19 protein-coding genes are annotated in these 20,393 nt (G+C 64.7%); 4 read left to right on the top strand and 15 right to left on the bottom strand.

What is annotated here, in order from left to right; genetic code table 11:
• Positions 1-49 precede the first annotated feature (49 nt).
• Positions 50-439, bottom strand: coding sequence for a DUF2946 family protein (locus J2R80_RS27435; protein WP_253623823.1), 390 nt, complete (start codon positions 437-439; stop codon positions 50-52).
• Positions 440-878: 439 nt separating this feature from the next.
• On the opposite strand from J2R80_RS27435, the gene J2R80_RS27430 reads away from it, so the two are divergent.
• From J2R80_RS27430 to J2R80_RS27415, 4 genes are all read left to right on the top strand, one after another.
• Positions 879-1,304: a globin gene (locus J2R80_RS27430; protein WP_253639760.1), complete on the top strand. Its 426-nt coding sequence runs from the start codon at positions 879-881 to the stop codon at positions 1,302-1,304.
• Positions 1,305-1,392: 88 nt separating this feature from the next.
• Positions 1,393-2,430, top strand: coding sequence for a sugar ABC transporter substrate-binding protein (locus J2R80_RS27425; protein ID WP_253590132.1), 1,038 nt, complete (start codon positions 1,393-1,395; stop codon positions 2,428-2,430).
• Between the two features lie 9 nt (positions 2,431-2,439).
• Positions 2,440-3,942, top strand: a complete 1,503-nt coding sequence (locus J2R80_RS27420; protein ID WP_253639759.1) for a sugar ABC transporter ATP-binding protein — start codon at positions 2,440-2,442, stop codon at positions 3,940-3,942.
• 94 nt (positions 3,943-4,036) lie between these two features.
• Positions 4,037-5,071 (top strand): ABC transporter permease, encoded by a 1,035-nt coding sequence (locus J2R80_RS27415; protein ID WP_038385101.1) that lies wholly within the window; start codon positions 4,037-4,039, stop codon positions 5,069-5,071.
• A gap of 365 nt (positions 5,072-5,436) precedes the next feature.
• Here the strand turns inward: J2R80_RS27415 and mtnK are convergent, their stop codons facing one another.
• The 14 genes from mtnK to J2R80_RS27345 form a co-directional block, all read right to left on the bottom strand.
• Positions 5,437-6,741: an S-methyl-5-thioribose kinase gene (gene mtnK / locus J2R80_RS27410; RefSeq protein ID WP_253639758.1), complete on the bottom strand. Its 1,305-nt coding sequence runs from the start codon at positions 6,739-6,741 to the stop codon at positions 5,437-5,439.
• 197 nt (positions 6,742-6,938) lie between these two features.
• On the bottom strand, positions 6,939-7,214 hold the full coding sequence (locus J2R80_RS27405; RefSeq protein WP_057016477.1) for a DUF1467 family protein: 276 nt from the start codon (positions 7,212-7,214) through the stop codon (positions 6,939-6,941).
• A gap of 6 nt (positions 7,215-7,220) precedes the next feature.
• Complete coding sequence (gene mce, locus J2R80_RS27400) at positions 7,221-7,625, bottom strand: methylmalonyl-CoA epimerase (RefSeq protein WP_253639757.1); 405 nt, start codon at positions 7,623-7,625, stop codon at positions 7,221-7,223.
• 71 nt (positions 7,626-7,696) lie between these two features.
• A complete protein-coding gene (locus tag J2R80_RS27395; RefSeq protein WP_253608460.1) occupies positions 7,697-9,367 on the bottom strand; it encodes a ribonuclease J in 1,671 nt (556 codons plus the stop codon).
• Positions 9,367-10,173, bottom strand: a complete 807-nt coding sequence (locus J2R80_RS27390) for a biotin--[acetyl-CoA-carboxylase] ligase (RefSeq protein WP_229191417.1) — start codon at positions 10,171-10,173, stop codon at positions 9,367-9,369. The genes J2R80_RS27395 and J2R80_RS27390 overlap by 1 nt, the downstream gene beginning before the upstream one ends.
• A 61-nt stretch (positions 10,174-10,234) precedes the next feature.
• On the bottom strand, positions 10,235-11,671 hold the full coding sequence (gene nuoN, locus J2R80_RS27385; protein ID WP_253639756.1) for an NADH-quinone oxidoreductase subunit NuoN: 1,437 nt from the start codon (positions 11,669-11,671) through the stop codon (positions 10,235-10,237).
• Positions 11,672-11,681: 10 nt separating this feature from the next.
• A complete protein-coding gene (locus J2R80_RS27380) occupies positions 11,682-13,196 on the bottom strand; it encodes an NADH-quinone oxidoreductase subunit M (protein WP_016841819.1) in 1,515 nt (504 codons plus the stop codon).
• Positions 13,197-15,269, bottom strand: coding sequence for an NADH-quinone oxidoreductase subunit L (gene nuoL, locus J2R80_RS27375; protein ID WP_253639755.1), 2,073 nt, complete (start codon positions 15,267-15,269; stop codon positions 13,197-13,199).
• A gap of 8 nt (positions 15,270-15,277) precedes the next feature.
• Positions 15,278-15,586 carry an NADH-quinone oxidoreductase subunit NuoK gene (gene nuoK / locus J2R80_RS27370; protein WP_016841823.1) on the bottom strand — a complete coding sequence of 103 codons (309 nt, stop codon included), beginning with the start codon at positions 15,584-15,586 and terminating at the stop codon, positions 15,278-15,280.
• The gene (locus tag J2R80_RS27365) at positions 15,583-16,221 is read right to left on the bottom strand and encodes an NADH-quinone oxidoreductase subunit J (protein WP_028333975.1); all 639 of its coding nucleotides are present in this window, start codon (positions 16,219-16,221) and stop codon (positions 15,583-15,585) included. The genes nuoK and J2R80_RS27365 overlap by 4 nt, the downstream gene beginning before the upstream one ends.
• Before the next feature lie 9 nt (positions 16,222-16,230).
• Entirely contained in the window at positions 16,231-16,725 is a 495-nt protein-coding gene (nuoI, locus tag J2R80_RS27360) for an NADH-quinone oxidoreductase subunit NuoI (protein ID WP_018271854.1), read from the bottom strand.
• A 7-nt stretch (positions 16,726-16,732) separates the two neighbouring features.
• Positions 16,733-17,803 (bottom strand): NADH-quinone oxidoreductase subunit NuoH, encoded by a 1,071-nt coding sequence (gene nuoH, locus J2R80_RS27355; RefSeq protein ID WP_018271855.1) that lies wholly within the window; start codon positions 17,801-17,803, stop codon positions 16,733-16,735.
• 10 nt (positions 17,804-17,813) lie between these two features.
• A complete protein-coding gene (nuoG, locus tag J2R80_RS27350; RefSeq protein WP_253639754.1) occupies positions 17,814-19,889 on the bottom strand; it encodes an NADH-quinone oxidoreductase subunit NuoG in 2,076 nt (691 codons plus the stop codon).
• Between the two features lie 7 nt (positions 19,890-19,896).
• Complete coding sequence (locus J2R80_RS27345) at positions 19,897-20,388, bottom strand: hypothetical protein (protein WP_143270708.1); 492 nt, start codon at positions 20,386-20,388, stop codon at positions 19,897-19,899.
• Positions 20,389-20,393 lie beyond the last annotated feature (5 nt).

Raw genomic sequence — 20,393 nt, 5'->3', positions numbered from 1 at the left:
TGCTCAAGGGCACTTGCTGGCGCGGGACGCACCGGCAGCGACAAGGTCGTCAGGAAAACAGAGGCGGCGCGCGGGCTTGCGCCGAGAGGCCGGCGCGCGAACGATCGAGCTCGGAGGCGAAATCAAGCCAGGCGATCGGGTTCGGCAGGCGTTCGACGGCCTGGGCCACAACTTGCGGGCTATCAACCGGCGCACCGGTCTGCAGCACGCTGCAGGCCGAGCAGCAGCCGTCATGGGCGTCGTGACTGGTCTGGTCACCCTGCCCCGCTCCGGAGCCGGCATCGCCGTGGCAGATGGTGGCGGCCGCGAGCGGATCGGACGCGGCAAGGCTCGCCGCCCAGCAGGCCCCGATCGGTGCAAGAATCTGCACCAGCAGGGCAACCAAGACGATGGGCAGAAAATTCTTCAGCCGCCGGCGCATCGCAAATCCATCCGCCACGGAACTAACCACCATGGGCGCCGGAAGTCGAGATCGCCGATGCGTCCGGTTTCTTCCAGCCGACGGAAATAACCGAGCGTGGCACTTGCGTCACGGCAACTCCGAAATCAGTCGTATCCCCTTACCCTGCCACGTGTTTTATATCGCCCGTCACGACCGCCGGTGGCGCCATCCCAATCATTTCGCAAATTGCTCGAAAATTGAACAATCGTTGCCGAAAATGATGACAAGCCTGGAAAGATAGTCTACCAATTCGGGCTCAGGCCAGCCGCGAGGTGTGTCCTGGTGGTCCAAGTCTCGGGAGGAGCCCGACGCGCACAAGCAGCGTCACCCCATCAATCAAGATCAAATCGAATTTTTGGGGCAAATAGGGTCGACACAATTTTTGGAGCAGGGCTTTGAGCCCTGCTCTTTTTTTATGTGATGATCGCAATCCGCTATGACTCCATCATCGAATCCGATCGAACGCAGCTTTGAACTCGCAGCCGCGGCTTGCGATGATCTGACACCGTCAGTCTATCGCCGCCTGTTTCGCGAACATCCCGAGACGCAGGCGATGTTTCGCACCGAAGGCAGCGAGCCGGTGAAAGGCTCGATGCTGGCGCTGACGATCGAAGCCATCCTCGATTTCGCGACGGAGCGCTGCGGACATTTTCGCCTGATCGAATCGGAAGTGTTCTCACACGACGCCTACGGAACGCCGCGCGAACTGTTCGTCGCGTTCTTCGCCGTGATTGCCGACAGCTTGCGTGAAATTCTCGGCGAGCAGTGGACTGCGGAGATCGATGCTGCGTGGCACAAGCTGCTCGGCGACATCGAAGCCATCGTGCTGCAGCAGAAACATCTCGTGGACGAGAGGCCGTAGCATCACCGTTCCGATTGTGACACACTCGCTTTATCCGCGGCGCGTGCAATTGACGCCGACGGTCAGAAAAACGAAGAGGGAGCAAGCAATGCCAGGGACCGACAAGGGGATGGACAAGGCGTCGACGACGCGGCGCGACCTTCTGCAGATGGCGGCGGCAGGTGGAGCTGCGGCCGGCCTGCTCGGCGGAATGGGCATGACGACGTCCGCGCTCGCCGCCGAAATGGGACGCTCGGAAAAGCCATTGAAGGCGGCATTCTCCAACGCCGGACTGCAGGCGACATGGTGTGCGCAAGGCAAGCAGGCCGCCGAGTTCTGGGGCAAGCTGTTCAACGTCGAAGTGACCTGGTTCGACGGCCAGCTCGATGCCGTCAAGCAGCGCGCCGCGATCGACAACATGGCGTCGCAGAAATGGGATTTCGTCGCGATCCAGGCGTTCGGCATCGGCACGCTGACCCAGCCGGTGCAGAAGATGATCGACGCCGGGACCCCCGTGATCGACATGGACACGCTTATTGCTCCTCTCGATCAAATTAACGTCCACTCGTTCCTCGCACCTGACAACGAGTTCATGGGCGCCTCCGTAACGCAGGCGCTGTGCAACGCGATCGGCGGCAAGGGCAAGGTCATCATGACCCAGGGCGCGCTCGGCCATACCGGCGCGCAGGGCCGCGCCAAGGGCTTCAACTCGGTCATCAAGCAGTTCCCGAACATCGAGGTGCTGGATACCCAGCCCGCCGACTGGGACGTCTCGAAGACCGCCCGGCTCTGGGAAACCTATCTGACCAAATACTCGCAGATCGACGCCGCCTTCTTCCACAATGACGACATGGCGCTCGCCGCCTACAACATCATGAAGGCGCGCAACCGCACCAACATCCTGATCGGCGGTGTCGACGCCATGCCGCCGGCGATTCAGGCGGTCAGCGAAGGCCGCATGTTCGCGACCGTCCGCAATCCGTCCTGCCGCATCCATGGCGGCGCGATCGTCGCGGGCGTCGCCGCCGTGGTCGGCGGCGAAAAGAGCGGCCAGGGCATTCCGAAGAATGTCGTGACCGACGGTCCCGTCGTGACCAAGGCCAACGCCGCCGGCATGCAATGGATGGAGGATCATTTCCTGATCTGAGCGGGCCTCATGACGCAGGGACGCTCGGCGATCCTCGAATTGCACCAGATCACGAAGGCCTTCGGCGGCGTCGAAGCCCTTCGTGGGATCGACTTCGCGCTGCACGCCGGCGAGATCCATGGTCTCGTCGGCGAGAACGGCGCCGGAAAAAGTACGCTGATGAAGATCATCGCCGGCGTGCATCCGGAGTTCTCCGGCCGCTTCATGCTGGACGGCAAGGAGACCCGCTTCCGCTCCACCCGTGACGCGCACGCCGCCGGCATCGGCATGGTGCATCAGGAGCTCAGCGTCGCGCCTGACCTCACGGTCGCTGAGAATGTGTTCCTCGGCAACCAGCCGACCAACCGCCTCGGCTTCGTGCAATGGCGGCGGATGGCGCGCGAGGCCGGCGAGCAGCTGGCCCGGTTTGGCATCGACGTCAACCCGATGACGCGGCTCGGCGATTTGCCGATCGGCCTGCAGCAGCTGATCGAGATCGCTCGCGTGCTGTTTTCCGGCGCACGCATCATCATCCTGGACGAGCCGACCTCCGCCCTCTCTCCGCCCGAGGTCGAACGCCTCTTTGCGACGCTGCACAGGCTGCGCGACGAAGGCACCAGCATCGTCTTCATCTCGCACTTCATCGAGGACATTTTGCGGGTCTCCGACGTGGTGACGGTGTTCCGCAACGGGCGGAAGATCGCGGAGACCGCGTCCGCGGACACCACCAAGGGCGCCCTGATCGAGGCCATGATCGGCCGCGGCGGCGAGGCGCTGGAACACAGCTACACCGATGACCTGATGCTCCCGCAATCGAGCGGAGGCGCGGCGGTGCTGAAGGTCGATCAGCTCTCGCTGCGCCGCAGCCTGCAGGACGTCTCGTTCGAGGCCCGCTCCGGCGAAGTGCTCGGTATCTACGGCTTCATGGGCTGCGGGCAGCTGGAGCTGTCGCGCATCCTGTTCGGCAAGCTGCGACCCGACGGCGGAACGCTTGCGGTCGACGGCGCCACGAAGACGTTTCGCAGCACCGCGGCGGCGCGACGGGCCGGCGTCGCCCTGGTGCCGGAAAGCCGGCGCGCCATGCTGTTCCACCAGGAACCGGTCTACAAGAACATCTCGATCAGCATCCTCGAACGGATCTCGGCGCTGCTGCTCAAGCCGGTGCGCGAGCGTGCGATCGCCCAGCGCCAGGTCGAGCAACTGCAGATCCGGCCGCCGGTGGTCGGCCTCGATCTCGGCATGCTGTCCGGCGGCAATCAGCAGAAGGTGGCGCTGGCGAAATGGCTAGCCTATCCGCCGCGCGTCCTGGTGCTGTGCGAGCCGACCCGCGGCATGGATGTCGGCGCCAAGAACGACGTGATCAACATCGTGCGCGATCTCCGCGCCAAGGGGCTGGCGATCATCGTGCTGTCGACCGAGCCGGAGACGGTGCTGTCGCTGGCCGACCGGATCCTGGTGCTGAAGCGCGGCGCGGTGGTGCGCGAATTCGCGGGCGAAGCGGTCAGCAAGGACCGGCTGCTGGAGGCGGCCTAGAGCATGATCCGGAAAAGTGCGAAGCGGTTTTCCGATGCTCAAACAAACAGAGAAAGCGCGATGACCACCTCATCGCGCTTGATGGAGAGACATGATGGCAAGCAGTGACGGCGCTACGGCGCGAGCGGATCACCAGCGGTCGCGCGGGCTGGCGCCCTTCCTGCGCTCGCAGATGCGCAACATTGCGCCGTTCCTGACGCTGATCTTCCTCAGCGCCTTCTTCGCGATCGCGAGCCCGTCGTTTGCCACCATCGACAATGTCGGCAACATCCTCACGCAAGTGTCGGTCACCGGCATCATCGCCGTCGGCCTCACCTTCGTGATCCTGTGCGCCGAGATCGACCTGTCGATCGCCAGCATCGCCAACGTCACCGGCATTGCGGTGGCGTACTTCACGCTGCAGGAATCCTACGTCAACATCGCCAATGTCCCGATGCCGGGCATCGTCGCGATCCTGCTGGCGCTGGCGCTGTGCGCGCTGCTCGGCCTCGTCAACGCGCTGGGGTTGACCATGATCGGCATCCCCTCCTTCATCATGACGCTCGCCATGATGCAGATTGCGGCCGGCGTCTCGGCGCTGCTGGTGCGCGGCCAGATCGCCTACAAGGTGCCGGACCTGATCACGACGCTCGGCTCCGGCTCGATCGGCGGCATCCCCTGGATTGTGATCGTCGCCGCGGTGATGCTGCTCGGCGGCCACCTGGTGCTGACCTACACACGGTTCGGCCGCTACGTCTACATGGTCGGCGGCAACCGCGAGGCCGCGGAATTTGCCGGCCTCAACGTCAAGCTCATCCTCGGCAGTGTGATGGTGATCTCGGCGGTGTGCTCGGGGATCGGCGGCATGCTCGGCGTCGCCCATTTCGGCAGCGCCCAGCAGAACGAGTTCGATACCTATCTGCTGGATTCGATCGCGGCCGTGGTGGTCGGCGGCACCAGCCTGTTCGGCGGCCGCGGCGGCATCGGCAACACCATCGTCGGCCTGTTCGTGCTCGGCGTTCTCAACAACGGCCTCGACCACGTCAATATCGACAGCTTCCTGAAGATCCTGATCCGCGGGTTGATCCTGCTCGCGGCGCTGATCATCAACGTGTACGCGCAGCGGCTGCGGGAACAGGCGGCGGATTAAGGATGAAGGAGCTGAGCACACAGCTCTCTCCATTCGTCGTCCCTGCGAAAGCAGGGACCCATACGCCGCGGCGGGTATTGTTGAAGGAACTCGTCATTCCAGCGTCGCTCAACAATGATCGTTGGTGGTTATGGGTCCCGGCCTTCGCCGGGACGACGCCGAGTGTGTATCGCTTGTGAGTCAAACATCCGCATTCTCGCGACATGATTTGTCCGAGCTTGCTGTTCGTTCCGCCCTCGCGTTGAAGAGGGCGCAGGGAAAGCCGCGCTGCGTAGGACGAGTAGAGCGAAGCGAAACCCATCAACTCTTATCGCGCTGTCAGAATGATGGGTACCGCTTCGCTCCACCCATCCTACGCTTCCCGGCTACCTCGCAAAATCCGGCTGCCAGTTGCGCAGCTCGCGGGCGGCGTAGGTGACCGCGCCGATCGTCGTGTAGGACGGCGCCTCCAGCATCATATTGCGGGCGAGCTTGAGGGCCCGCGCCTCGCAGATCGCGCGCTGCTTCTCGTCGGCGATCCACTCGAAGTCGATGTTGTGCGCGAGACCAAGGATGCGCCGGATGGTCTTGGCCGCGGCGAAGCCGACGGTGTCCTCGAACAGCCGCGCCATGTACGCCTGCCGTTCTGCCTCCAACCGCGCGGCACCTGCCTCGCCGGTAAACAGCGACACCGGATAGCCGTCGCCGTTCGCCTCGCTGCGCCACAGCGCCAGGAACTTTCGGGAAAACTCGCTCCAGACGCCCTCCATGGTCGCGAGTAGCCAGGCCTCGAACGAGGCGCGCTCGCCCGGCGTGCGCTCGTGGCCGGCGGAGGCCAGATAGGCCATCAGGAGGTTGCCGATGACGGCGCCGATGTCGAAGCCCATCGGGCCGTAGAAGGCGAACTCGGGATCGATTACCCTGGTCTCGCTGTCTGTAACCATGATCGAGCCGGTATGCAGATCGCCGTGCAGCAGCGCCTGCGGGCTCGCCATGAATTTCAGCTTCAGCCTGGAGATCGCGACATGCAGGTCGAGGTCCTCGCGGAACGCCGCCGCCGTGGCGTCGAGATAGGGCGCAGTCCAGCGGTTCTGCTCGGCGATGCGGTAGGGATCGGTGAAGATCAGGTCTTCTGTGATCTTGCAGAGCGCGTGGTTGCCGGCGAAATCGGCGATGCCCTGCTTCTTCTCCGCGGCCGACAACGCAAGGTCGGACGTGAAGAACAGCGTTTGCGCCAGGAAGGTTGAGATATCCTCGACAAAGCGCGGGTACGACGTGGCCTCGATCAGGCCCTTGCGCATGATGATGTGCGGCTCGAGTAGCTCCATCGCGGTGAGCGCGAGCGGCGCATCATGATGCAGCACCGCCGGCACGAGCATCGGCGCCAGCCGCGCCTGATGCACCAGCGCCATGTGCTCGTAATGCGCCCGCGACAGCGGCAGCGGCCAGCTCTCGCCGACGAGGCGCACATACGGCAGCGCCTGCTTGACCGCGAGGCCGCCGCTTCCGCCCTTGACGATGAAGACGAGATTGAGATTGCCGTCGCCGACCTCGCTGATCGACCAGTCCGCCGGCGCGCCGCCGAGCTGCGCGACGATGGCGGGCAGCCCCGCGAGATAATCCCGCAGATCGGCTTCCCGCAGGATTCGATATGCGCTCGGCCCGGAGCCCGGCTGGGACTGCAGGTTCATCGTGGTCGCCTCCTCCGCATTGCCAGGGCGAGGTTGATCCCCACTCCATTGGCATCAGTTTCTAAAACAGCATCCCCATCGGTTCGTAGCCCGGGTGAGCCAACGGGTCGCGCGAACGCGCGCCCGATGACAGGCTCCGCGATACCCGGGAAAGTGATCCCGCATGTCGCTTCGCTCATGCGGGCTACTTCTGCGTATCAGAACGGCATTCCCATCAGCTTCGACAGCCGCTCGATCGAGAGATAGCCGGAATGATAGGCCCACATCGCGATCGCGAAGATCACGGCGGAAATCAGCGTGGTCCACAGCAGCTTGCGGCCCATCCGCGCCAGGATCGGCGCGCCGGGGTCGGTGCCGGGCGCGCCGACATTGTCCTCGTGCTGGCTGCGCACGCCGAACGGCAGCGTCAGGAACAGCACGAGCCACCAAAGCACGAAGTAGATCGCAAGTCCGGTGGAGATCTGGTAAGCCATGCGGCCTCAGTCCTGTTCGATCTCGACCAGGGCGCCGGAAAAGTCCTTCGGGTGGAAGAACAGCACCGGCTTGCCATGCGCGCCGATCTTCGGCTGGCCGTCGCCCAGCACCCGCGCACCCTCGGCGATCATGCGGTCACGGGCCGCGATGATGTCGGGCACGTCGTAGCAGACATGGTGGATGCCGCCGTCGGCATTGCGCTCGACGAATTTCGCGATCGGCGAGGTCTCGCCCAGCGGCTCGATGAACTCGATCTTGGTGTTCGGCAGCGTCACGAACACGGTAATCACGCCGTGTTCCGGCAGCGGCACCGCATCGGAAATCTCGGCATTGAAGGCAGTGCCGTAGATCTTCGCGGCCTGCTTGGCGTCCTTGACCGCGATCGCGACGTGATTGAGCCGGCCCAGCATCTCTCTCTCCCTTTAGTTGAGCATGATCTTTTCGGAAAATCGCTTCACACTCTTCCGGATCATGCTTAGGCTCAAACCGTCAGAACGTGCACGACGCAGATCGGCTTCTTGCCCCATTGCTCGTTCAGCGCCGCCCGCACCGCGCGCCGCACCGATTCCCCCAGCGCGTCCGGATCGCGCCGCCGCGGCTTCGGCAGGCCCTCGATCGTCGATACCACCACATCGAACACGATGTCGTCGAGCAGTTCGCCCGCCGCATTGTTCTCCGGCATGCCGACCAGATCAACCTCGGGATCGTCGACGAGCTCGCCCTGCTCGGTCATGGCGATGGCGACGAAGGCGCAGCCGGCAAAGCCCATCCGCCGCCGCTCCACCACAGCGCGCGACTTGGCGTCCTCCAGGATGGTTCCGTCCTTGTAGAGCCGCCCCGCCGGCACCTCGCCGATGATGCCGGGCTCGCCGGGCCCGAGCTTGACGAGGTCGCCGTTGCGGCAGGTCAGGACCTTGGGCACGCCGGCGGCGCGCGCCAGCTTGGCGTGTTCGGCGAGATGCAGCGCCTCGCCATGGACGGGGATCAGCAGTTGCGGCCGCACCCAGGAGATCATGTCGCGCAGCTCGTCGCGGCGCGGGTGGCCGGAGACGTGCACCAGATGCTCGCGGTCGGTGATGATCTCGACGCCCTGCATGACGAGGTTGTTGATGATCGAGCCGACCGCCTTCTCGTTGCCGGGAATGGTGCGGGAGGAGAAGATCACGGTGTCGCCCTTGTTCAGGGTGACCTGCGGATGGTCGTCATTGGCGATCCGCGCCAGCGCCGCACGCGGCTCGCCCTGGCTGCCGGTGCACAGCGCCAGCACCTTGTCGGCCGGGAAATGGCCGTAATAGTCGGCGCTGCGGAATTTATGCGAGCCATCGAGATAGCCGCATTCGCGCGCCACCTGCACCACGCGCTCCATGGCACGGCCGACCACGACGACCTCGCGGTCGGCGGCGTTGGCGGCGTCCGCCACCGCCCGCACCCGGGCGACATTGGAGGCGAAGGTCGTGACCGCGACCCGGCCCTTGGCCGCCTTGACCAGCTTCTTGATTGTGGCGGCGACCTCGGTCTCCGACGGCGAGCGCCCGTCGCGCACCGCATTGGTGGAATCGCCGACCAGCGCCAGCACGCCTTCATCGCCGAGCTCGCGCAGCCGCCGCTCGTCGGTCGGCTGGCCGATGATCGGGGTCGGATCGATCTTCCAGTCGCCGGTATGCAGCACGGTGCCGAGATCGGTCTTGATCGCCAGCGCGTGCGATTCCGGAATCGAATGCGCGACCGGGATGAACTCGACATTGAACGGACCGATATCGACTCGCCCGCCCGACGGGATCACCGTGACCGGGATTTTTGGCGGGTTGCGCTCGGCGGCGCATTTGGCCTCGAACAGCGCCGCGCTGAATTGCGTCGCGTAGATCTTGCAGCCGAGCTTCGGCCAAAGATCGATGATGGCACCGAAATGATCCTCATGGGCGTGCGTCAGCACGAGGCCCACCAGATTGTTGCGCTCCTTCTCGAGGAAGCGGACGTCGGGCATGATCAGGTCGATGCCCGGCAGATGCTCCTCGTCGCCGAAGGAGACGCCGAGATCGACCGCGAGGAAGGACCGCTGGTGGCGGTTGCCGAGGCCGTAGATCGACAGGTTCATGCCGATCTCGCCGACGCCGCCGAGCGGCGCAAAGCTGAGCTCGTCCGGACGCGCCATCAGTTCGCCCTCACCGAGGCTGCGGTGCCGAAATAGACCTCGCCCGCCGTCACGGACAGGCGCTCGCCATCAGCGGTGCGGACGATCAGGCAGCCGGTGTCGTCGATGGTGTCGAACGTGCCCTCAAGGGTCGCCGAGCCGGTCTGGACCGCGACCTTCTCGCCGAGCCCGGCAGCGCGCTCCAGCCACAGCCTGCGGATCTCGGGGAAGCCGCGGCCGTCGTCCCAGATGCCGCGAAACTCGACCCAGGCGTCCGACAGCGCGGCAAACAGCTCCTCCGCCCCGATCTGGATGCCGAGCGCCGCGAGCGATACGGCCGGCGTCGGCGTCCCCTCTGGTGCTGCGACGACATTGGTGCCGATGCCGACGACGACCGCCAGCCGGCTCCCGATGGCTTCGGCCTCAAGCAGGATGCCCGAGAGCTTCCTGCCGTTGGCCAGCACGTCGTTCGGCCATTTCAGGGTGAACCTCGGGCTGTCCGGCCCGAGCCGCAGCGCCGCCTCGATGCTGACCTTCCGCAGCGCGGCTTCGAGCGACAGCCCGGCGGCAAAGCCGAGGGTGGCGGCGACTGCCGGCTGCACGTCCGTCACCTCAAGGATCGTGCTGGCGAGATTGCCGCGCGGCGCGACCCAGACCCGCTGCCGCCGCCCGCGGCCCGCGGTCTGTTCGGGCGTCACGAACCACATCGGCCCCTGCTCGCCGCCGCGGGCGCGCAGCATCGCCTCGGCATTGGTCGAGCCGATCTGATCGAAGGCGGCGAGCCGGTAGCCCGCCGCTATGGCCCCGGGCCCGAGCGTGAAGGTCATGTCAGCGTTATGCGCATGATTGGTTCCGAAAGCCAGCATCCCGATTTCGGAACCGCACGCGTCAAAATAGTGATTTGGCCGCCGCCGTGGCCACGCTCACCAGCGGGCCCGGATAGGCGAAGTAGAAGATATTGAAGATGCCGGCGACCGCCAGCACGGTGCGCAGCTCGACGCGGACCGGGTCGAGCTTGCCGAGCGGCTGGTCGAAATACATCACCTTGACGATCGACAGATAGTAGAACGCACCCACCACGCTGGTCAGCACGCCGATCACGGCGAGCGTAAACAGATTGGCCTTGATCGCGGCGACGAACACGTACCATTTGCCGAAGAACCCGGCGAGCGGCGGCACGCCGGCCAGCGAGAACAGCAGCATCGCGAAGATGAAGGCGAGCAACGGGTTGGTGCGGGACAGCCCGGCGAAATCGCTGATCTGCTCCAGCGCCTGGCCGTTGCGCTTCATCGCCAGGATGATGCTGAAGGAACCGAGCGTCATCGCGACGTAGATCGTGATGTAGATCAGGACGCCCTGGGCGCCCTCGACCGTGCCGGAGGCGAGGCCGACCAGCGCAAAGCCCATATGGCCGATCGAGGAATAGGCCATCAGCCGCTTGATGTTGGTCTGGCCGATCGCCGCGAATGAGCCCAGCGCCATCGAGGCGATCGCCACGAACACCAGGACCTGCTGCCACTGGGTGACGATGCCCGGGAACGCGGTCAGCGTCGCGCGGGTGAACACCGCGAGCGCCGCGACCTTCGGGGCGGACGCGAAGAACGCCGTCACCGGCGTCGGCGCGCCCTCATAGACGTCGGGCGTCCACATGTGGAACGGCACCGCCGACACCTTGAAGCAGAGGCCGGCGAGCAGGAACACCAGGCCGAACACGATGCCGATGCTGCCGGTCGTCGCGGCGGCCGCGATGCCGGCGAAGCTGACGGTGCCGGTGAAGCCGTAGATCAGCGAGGCGCCGTAGAGCAGCATGCCCGACGACAGCGCCCCGAGCACGAAATACTTCAGGCCCGCCTCGCTCGACTTGGCATTGTCGCGCTGGCTGGCGGCGACGACGTAGAGCGCAAGGCTCATCAGCTCGAGGCCGAGATAGAGCGAGATCAAATCCCCGGCCGATATCAGCACCATCATGCCGAGCGTCGACAGCAGCACCAGGATCGAGAACTCGAAGTTGCGGCTCGACGGCTGGGACAGGTACTCGGTCGACAGGATCAGGGTTGCCGCCGAGGCGATCAGCGCGAGGACCTTCAGGAAGCGGGCGAAATCATCGACGATGAAGCTGCCGCCGAAGGTCACGAGCTTGCCGGCCGGCAGCCAGAGTTCCAGCACGCCGGTCAGCACCAGGAGACAGATCGCCAGCGCCGTGACGAGCCGCGTCGTCCCCTGCCCGCGATAGGCTCCGATCATCAACAGCACCATGGCGCCGACCGCGAGCACCAGCTCCGGCAGCACCGGCTGCAACTGATAACCTGCACTGGAAAAGCTCATGACGAGGGCCTTACTGGACGGTCAGCGCGGCTGCCTTCACGGCAGTCACGGCGGTTTGGTAATTGTTGACGAGCTGCTGCACCGAGGCCGCCGACATGTCGAGCACCGGCTTCGGATAGACGCCGAACAGGATGGTCAGTGCGATCAGCGGGAACAGCGTCACGCATTCGCGGAAGGTGAGATCCTTGATCGACATCAGCGACGGCTTGACCAGCGCCCCGAACACCACCTTGCGGTAGAGCCAGAGCGCGTAGCAGGCCGACAGGATCACGCCGGTGGTGGCGAAGAACGCCGTCGGCAGCGAGATCTTGAAGGTGCCGAGCAGCGTCATGAACTCGCCGACGAATCCGCTGGTGCCCGGCAGACCGACATTGGCCATGGTGAAGACCATGAAGGTCAGCGCGTAGAGCGGCATCCGGTTGACGAGACCGCCATAGGCCGCGATCTCGCGGGTGTGCATGCGGTCGTAGACGACGCCGACGCAAAGGAACAGCGCGCCGGAGACGATGCCGTGCGAGACCATCTGGAACATGCCGCCGGCGACGCCCTGCGTCGTCACCGCGAAGATGCCCATGGTGACGAAGCCCATATGCGCGACGGACGAATACGCGATCAGCTTCTTCATGTCCTCCTGCATCATCGCCACCAGCGAGGTGTAGATGATGGCGATGACCGACAGCACGAACACGAACGGCGCGAAGTCGTGCGAGGCCAGCGGGAACATCGGCAGCGAGAAGCGCAGGAAGCCGTAGCCGCCCATCTTCAGCAGGATCGCGGCCAGGATCACCGAGCCCGCCGTCGGCGCCTCGACGTGCGCGTCGGGCAGCCAGGTGTGCACCGGCCACATCGGCATCTTCACCGCGAACGAGGCGAAGAAGGCCAGCCATGCCCAGGTCTGCATCGACCGCGGCACCGCGGTGTGCATCAGGGTCGGGATGTCGGTCGTGCCGGCGTTCCAGTACAGCGCCATGATGGCGAGCAGCATCAGGACCGAGCCGAGGAAGGTGTAGAGGAAGAACTTGAACGACGCATAGACCCGGCGCGGGCCGCCCCAGACGCCGATGATCAGGAACATCGGGATCAGGCCGCCCTCGAAGAACAAATAGAACAGCACGAGGTCGAGCGCCGAGAAGGTGCCGACCATCAGCGTTTCCAGGATCAGGAACGCCATCATGTATTCGCCGACCCGCTGCGTCACCGACTTCCAGCTCGCGATGATGCAGAGCGGCATGATCGCGGTGGTCAGGATGATCAGCGGCAGCGAGATGCCGTCGACGCCCATGTGATAGGTGATGCCGGTGGCGAGCCAGGACGCCTTCTCGACGAACTGGAAGTCGGTCGAGGCCGGATCGAAGCGCGCCACCAGGATCAGCGAGATCGCGAAGGTGATCAGCGTGGTCCACAGCGCGATCCAGCGCGCCGTGCGGCTCGCGGTCTCGTCACCGCCCCGCGCCAGCAGATAGACCAGGATCGCACCGACCGCCGGCAGGAAGGTCGTGACCGAAAGGATGGGCCAGGTTGTCATTTACTGGCCTCCCAAGCCGAACATGAACCAGGTGATCAATCCGGCGGCCCCGATCAGCATCGCGAATGCGTAGTGATAGAGGTAGCCGGTCTGCAATTTCACGACGTTGCGGGTGACGTCGAGCACGCGGGCGGAGACGCCATCGGGACCGAAGCCGTCGATGATGAAGCCGTCGCCCTTCTTCCACAGCGTGTAGCCGAGCCACTTCGCCGGGCGCACGAAGATCCAGTCGTACAGCTCGTCGAAGTACCATTTGTTGAGCAGGAACTGGTACAGCATCGGCTGCTGCTGCGCGAGCTCGACCGGTAGGTACGGCCTGCGGATGTAGAACAGATACGAGATGAACAGGCCGAGCGCCATCATCACGGTGGGCAGCGGCGCAAGCCAGCCCGGCATGTGCTCCATGTCCTCGAGGATGTGCGGGTTCATCTTCACGGATTCGCGGAAGAACTCTTCCACGCCGTGCGGGTTGACGAACAGCTCCTTGAACGGCAGGCCGGCGAGGATCGAGCCGGCGGCGAGCACGCCGATCGGCACCAGCATCCAGACCGGGCTCTCATGCGCCGCCTCGTAGTGCTTCTGGTCGTGCGGCTCGCCGAAGAACGTCTTGAAGATCAGACGCCAGGAGTAGAACGAGGTCAGGCCGGCGGCCACGATGGTCAAGAGATAGGCGTAGGTCGCGAACGGATTATGCGCCGCATAGGCCGCCTCGATGATCGCGTCCTTGGAGAAGTAGCCGGCGAACAGCGGGAAGCCGGTCAGCGCCAGGGTGCCGATGCACATCACCGCGAAAGTGTACGGAATCTTGCGCCACAGGCCGCCCATGCTGCGGATGTCCTGCTCGTGATGCATCGCGTAGATCACCGAACCGGAGCCCAAGAACAGCAGCGCCTTGAAGAAGGCGTGCGTGAACAGATGGAACATGCCGACCGAATAGGCCCCCGCTCCCATCGCCACGAACATGTAGCCGAGCTGCGAACAGGTCGAATACGCGACGATGCGCTTGATGTCGTTCTGCACGAGGCCGATCGTGGCGGCGAAGAACGCCGTGGTCGCGCCGAAGAACATCACCACCGCCTGCGCGGTCGGCGACAGCTCGAACAGCGGCGACAGCCGCGCCACCATGAACACGCCGGCGGTGACCATGGTCGCGGCATGGATCAGTGCCGACACCGGGGTCGGGCCTTCCATCGCGTCCGGCAACCAGGTGTGCAGCAGGAACTGGGCCGACTTGCCCATCGCGCCCATGAACAGCAACAGGCAGGTCAAGGTCAGCGCGTCGGCCTGCCAGCCGAAGAAGTTGATGGTCTTGCCGGTCAGCCCGGGCGCGGCATGGAAGATGGTCTCGAAATCGGTCGAGCCGACCAGTGCGAAGATCGCGAAGATGCCGAGCGCGAAGCCGAAGTCGCCGACGCGGTTGACCACGAAGGCCTTGATCGCCGCGGCGTTGGCCGACGGCTTCTGGTACCAGAAGCCGATCAGGAGGTAGCTCGCGAGGCCGACGCCCTCCCAGCCGAAGAACAGCTGCACGAGGTTGTCGGAGGTCACCAGCATCAGCATCGCGAAGGTGAACAGCGAGAGATAGCCGAAGAAGCGCGGCCGGTTCGGATCCTCGTCCATGTAGCCGATGGAGTAGAGGTGGACGAGCGCCGACACCGTGTTGACCACGACCAGCATCACCGCGGTCAGGGTGTCGACCCGCAGCGTCCAGGCCACCTGCAGGTCGCCCGAGTTGATCCAGGGCAGCAGCACGACGCGCGCGTCATGGTGCATGAAGCCGACATCGACCAGCGTGAACCACGACAGCGCCGCCGACACGAACAAGAGGCCCGTGGTGATCAGCTCGGCAAGGCGCGAGCCGGCGGCCGCCGGCTCGGAGACATGGTGATCGTCATGGCCATGGTCATCATGGCCGTGATCGTCATGGGCCGCGGAGGCATGGGCGTCGCCATGCGCATCGTCGTGATGGTCGACGGTATCGCCGCTCGGGCAGCGCGCATGGGCACCGACCAGCGAGATAATGCCTGCGAGGATGGCGCCCAGCAGAGGCAGGAATACGATTGCCTGAACCATAACTGCGCCTAGCCCTTCATCAGATTGACGTCTTCAACCGCGATCGAACCGCGATTGCGGAAATACACCACCAGCACGGCGAGACCGATCGCAGCCTCGGCGGCGGCCACTGTCAGCACCAAGAGCGCGAACACCTGGCCGACGATGTCGCCGAGGAAGGTCGAGAACGCCACAAGGTTGATGTTGACCGACAGCAGGATCAACTCGATCGACATCAGGATGACGATGATGTTCTTGCGGTTGAGGAAGATGCCGAGGATCCCGAGCGTGAACAGGATCGCGGCGACCGCGAGATAGTGTCCGAGCCCGATCGTCATTTCACCCACTCCGCCGCGTCGGCATCCTGCAGGCCCTGCCCCGACGCCACCTTGCGCATCGCCATCGCCATCTCGGGCGTGCGCGCGTTCTGCACGTTGATGTTCTGCCGCTTGACCTTGGCCTTGTGGCGCAGCGTCAGCACGATGGCGCCGATCATCGCGACCAGCAGCACCATGCCGGCGAGCTGGAAGTAATGGATGTACTTCGTATAGAGCACGAGGCCGAGCGCCTCGGTGTTGCTGACATTGGTCGGGATCGCCGCGGTGATCGTCTTGGTCACGGCCGGGTTGATCACCCAGGCGCCGACGACGAGCAGCAGCTCGAACATGAAGATGCCGCCGATCACGATGCCAATCGGCAGATACTGGATGAAGCCCTCGCGCAGCTCGACGAAGTCGACGTCGAGCATCATGATCACGAACAGGAACAGCACCGCGACCGCGCCGACATAGACCACGATCAGCATCATCCCGAGGAACTCGGCGCCCATCAGGATGAACAGCCCGGCCGCGTTGACGAAGGCCAGGATCAGGAACAGCACGGAGTGCACGGGATTGCGCGAGACAATCACCATGACCGCCGAGGCCACGCAGGCCGCAGCAAACAGGTAGAAGAACAGCGCCGGAAGGATCATGCCCTCACCTCACCGGTACGGCGCGTCGAGCGCGATCGACTTCGCGATCTCGCGCTCCCAGCGGTCGCCATTGGCGAGCAGCTTGGCCTTGTCATAGTACAGTTCCTCGCGGGTCTCGGTCGCGAATTCGAAATTCGGTCCCTCGACGATGGCGTCCACCGGGCATGCCTCCTGGCACAGGCCGCAATAGATGCACTTCACCATGTCGATGTCGTAACGCACCGTGCGGCGGGTGCCGTCGTTGCGGCGCGGGCCGGCCTCGATCGTGATCGCCTGCGCCGGGCAGATCGCCTCGCACAGCTTGCAGGCGATGCAGCGTTCCTCGCCGTTCGGATAGCGGCGCAGCGCGTGCTCGCCGCGGAAGCGCGGCGAGATCGGGCCCTTCTCGAAGGGATAGTTCAGCGTCGGCTTCGGCTGGAAGAAATAGCGCATCGCCAGGAAGAACGCCGAGACGAATTCCGACAGCAGAAGCGAGCGGGCTGTTGCGTTGACATTGACACTCATGACGGCCTCACTTCGGCGCGATGCCGGCGAACTGCAGCACGCCGGCCACGATCACCACCATCGCCAGCGACAGCGGCAGGAACACCTTCCAGCCGAGCCGCATCAGTTGATCGTAGCGGTAGCGCGGCACGATCGCCTTCGCCATCGCGAACATGAAGAACATGAAGAACACCTTCAGGGCGAACCAGACGATGCCCGGAATCCAGGTGAACGGCGGCAGATTGACCGGCGGCAGCCAGCCGCCCAGGAACAGAATCGACGCCAGCGCGCACATCGTGGTGATCGCGACATACTCGCCGAGCATGAACAAAAGATACGGGGTCGAGCCGTATTCGGTCATGAAGCCGGCGACCAGCTCGGATTCGGCTTCGACCAGGTCGAACGGCGGACGATTGGTTTCCGCGAGCGCCGAGACGTAGAACACCACGAACATCGGGAACAGCGGCCACACATACCAGTTCAGGATGGTGAGCTGCGGCAGGCCGATCAGGTGCGCAAGCCCGCGGGTGTTCTGCGCCTCGACCACAGCCGACAGGTTCAGCGAGCCGACGCAGAGCAGCACGGTGATGATGACGAAGCCGATCGAGACCTCGTAGGACACCATCTGCGCCGCCGAGCGCAGGGCGGCCAGGAACGGATACTTCGAGTTCGACGACCAGCCGGCCATGATGATGCCGTAGATCGACAGCGACGAGATCGCGAAGATGTAGAGAACGCCGACATTGATGTCGGAGATCACCCAGCCGAGATCGAACGGGATCACCGCCCAGGCGGCCAGCGCCAGGATGCACGACACCAGCGGCGCCAGCAGGAACACGCCCTTGTTGGAGCCGGACGGAATCACCGGCTCCTTCAGCACGAATTTCAGGAGGTCGGCGAAGGATTGCAGCAATCCGAACGGCCCGACCACGTTGGGGCCGCGGCGGATCTGCACCGCCGCCCAGATCTTGCGGTCGGCGAGCAGAATGTAGGCGATCGCGATCAGGAGCACGACCAGCAGCAACAGGCTCTCCGCGACCATGATGATCAGCGGCCAGAGGAAGCCGGTCCAGAACGAGCTTGCGAAGAATTCAGCCATCAGGTCACGCTCACTCCGCTGCCGTCAGCATTCGGCCCGACGCCAGCCGCGAGCACTCCGCCATCACGGCAGAGGCCCGCGCGATCGGGTTGGTCAGATAGAAGTCCTCGACGGTCGGCTTGAATGCCGCCTTGTCGACGCTGCCGCCCTTGCCTGCCAGCGCCTTGACGTCGTCGGGCTTGCCGGCCTCGATCTGGTCGAGCCGCATCAGATGCGGGTAGGCCTTGAACATAGCCTGACGCAGCGCCTGCAGCGAGTCGAACGGCAGCTTCTTGCCGAGCACGTCGGACAGCGCGCGGATGATCGCCCAGTCCTCGCGGGCCTCGCCCGGCGGGAATGCGGCGCGGTTGGCGATCTGCGCCCGGCCTTCGGTGTTGACGTAGATGCCGGACTTCTCGGTATAGGCCGCGCCCGGCAGGATGACGTCGGCGCGATGCGCGCCCTGGTCGCCATGGGTGCCGATATAGACCACGAAGGTGCCGTCCGGCACCTTGATCTCGTCGGCGCCAAGCAGGAACAGCACGTCGAGCGTGCCGAAGGTCGTCATCTGCGCTGAGGTCAGGCCACCAGCCGCCGGCGAGAAGCCGATATCGAGCGCGCCGGCGCGCGAGGCGGTATCCTGCAACACTGCAAAGCCGTTCCAGCCGTCCTTCAGCGCGCCGACGTCGACTGCGAGCTTGGCGGCCTGCGCCAGCACGGCCGCCCCGTCATGCCTGGTGTAGGCGCCGGCGCCGACCAGGATGATTGGGTGCTGCGCCTTCTTCAAGACGTCGGCAAAGGAGTGCTTGCCCGCCGCGAGATCGGCCAGCGTATCGGTGCCCGCGCCGAGATAGTCGTGGTCATAGGTGAAATCGGCCTTGGCGCCGATCATGCCGACCTTGAGGCCGCCGGTGCGCCAGCGCTTGCGGATCCGCGCGTTCAGCACGGCGGCTTCCTTGCGCGGATGCGAGCCGATGATCAGGATCGCGTCGGCCTGGTCGATGCCGGCAATGGTCGGATTGAAGATGTAGGAGCCGCGGCCGGCCTTGGCGTCGAACGCATCGCCGCCCTGCACGGCGAGATTGACCGAGCCGAACTTCGCGAGCATTTCCTTCAGCGCATACATTTCGTCGACCGCGGCCAGATCGCCGGCGATCGCGCCGATCCGCTTGCCGTCGCTGCGGCTGGCCTTGGCGGCAATGGCGGCGAAGGCTTCCTGCCAGGTCGCCGGCCGGAGCTGGCCGTTCTCGCGCACATAGGGCCGGTCGAGGCGCTGCGTACGCAGGCCGTCGACGATGTGGCGGGTCTTGTCGGAGATCCACTCCTCGTTCACCGCCTCGTTGATGCGCGGCAGGATGCGCATCACCTCGCGGCCGCGGGTGTCGACGCGGATCGCAGATCCCACGCCGTCCATGACGTCGACCGACTGGGTCTTGCCGAGCTCCCAGGGCCGCGCCGCGAAGGCGTAAGGCTTCGAGGTCAGAGCGCCGACCGGGCAGATGTCGACCAGGTTGCCTTGCAGCTCCGAGCTCAGCGCCTGCTCCAGATAGGTGGTGATCTCCATGTCCTCGCCGCGGCCGGTCGCGCCCATTTCCGGCGCGCCGCAGACTTCGGCGGAGAAGCGGACGCAGCGCGTGCACTGGATGCAGCGGTTCATCGAGGTCTTGACCAGCGCGCCGAGATACTTGTCCTCGACCGCGCGCTTGTTCTCGGCGAAACGGCTGGTGTCGACGCCGTAGCCCATCGCCTGGTCCTGCAGGTCGCACTCGCCGCCCTGGTCGCAGATCGGGCAGTCGAGCGGATGGTTGATCAGCAGGAACTCCATCACGCCTTCCCGCGCCTTCTTCACCATCGGCGAGCGGGTCGAGATCTCCGGCGGCTCGCCCTTCGGGCCCGGACGGCAGTCGCGCACGGCCCAGGCGCAGCTCGCGACCGGCTTCGGGCCGCCCTTCACCTCGACCAGGCACATCCGGCAATTGCCGGCGATCGACAGCCGCTCGTGATAGCAGAAGCGCGGAATCTCTGCGCCGGCCGCCTCGCATGCCTGCAGCAGCGTGTACTCCGGCGGCACATCGATCTCTTTGCCATCGACGATGATCTTGCTCATGTCTGTCTCAAGTCTTTCCGAGCTTGCAGTCGGGCGGTGCGACGCTCGCGGTTTTCAATGAGGTCTTCACCCATTGCTGGGTGTCGGCGCCGTAGGTCGCGAGATAGGCAGGCTGCGCCTGGTTCTTCTCGCAGAGGAACGGCAGATGCGGTTTCAGGTCGTAGTCACACGATGCCTGCCATTCGCGCTTATCCGCGAAGGCGGCAAAGGTCTCCTCGCAGGCATAGAGGAAATACGAGACAAAACTCTCATATTGGGACCGCTCTTCGCGACCGGCGGCCTTGATGGTCTCGTAGTCCGGCTGAGCGAATTTCGGATTCTGGAATGCGAGATCGGTGTAGCCGAGAAACGCCGAACGCGCGCTGGAAGCACGGTTCGAGGTACGGATTTCGTTGATCTGCAGCAGGATTGCAACAAAGCCGAGCAGCGCCACGGTCGCCTGCGCCATCTGCGCAAGCGTCCCGTACTTCTGCCACCATGCGGCCTGTTGCGTCATCACCAACA

Source organism: Bradyrhizobium sp. USDA 4541 (assembly GCF_024171085.1).
Classification (GTDB): domain Bacteria; phylum Pseudomonadota; class Alphaproteobacteria; order Rhizobiales; family Xanthobacteraceae; genus Bradyrhizobium; species Bradyrhizobium australafricanum.
This window is presented reverse-complemented; position numbering and strand designations above follow the sequence as displayed.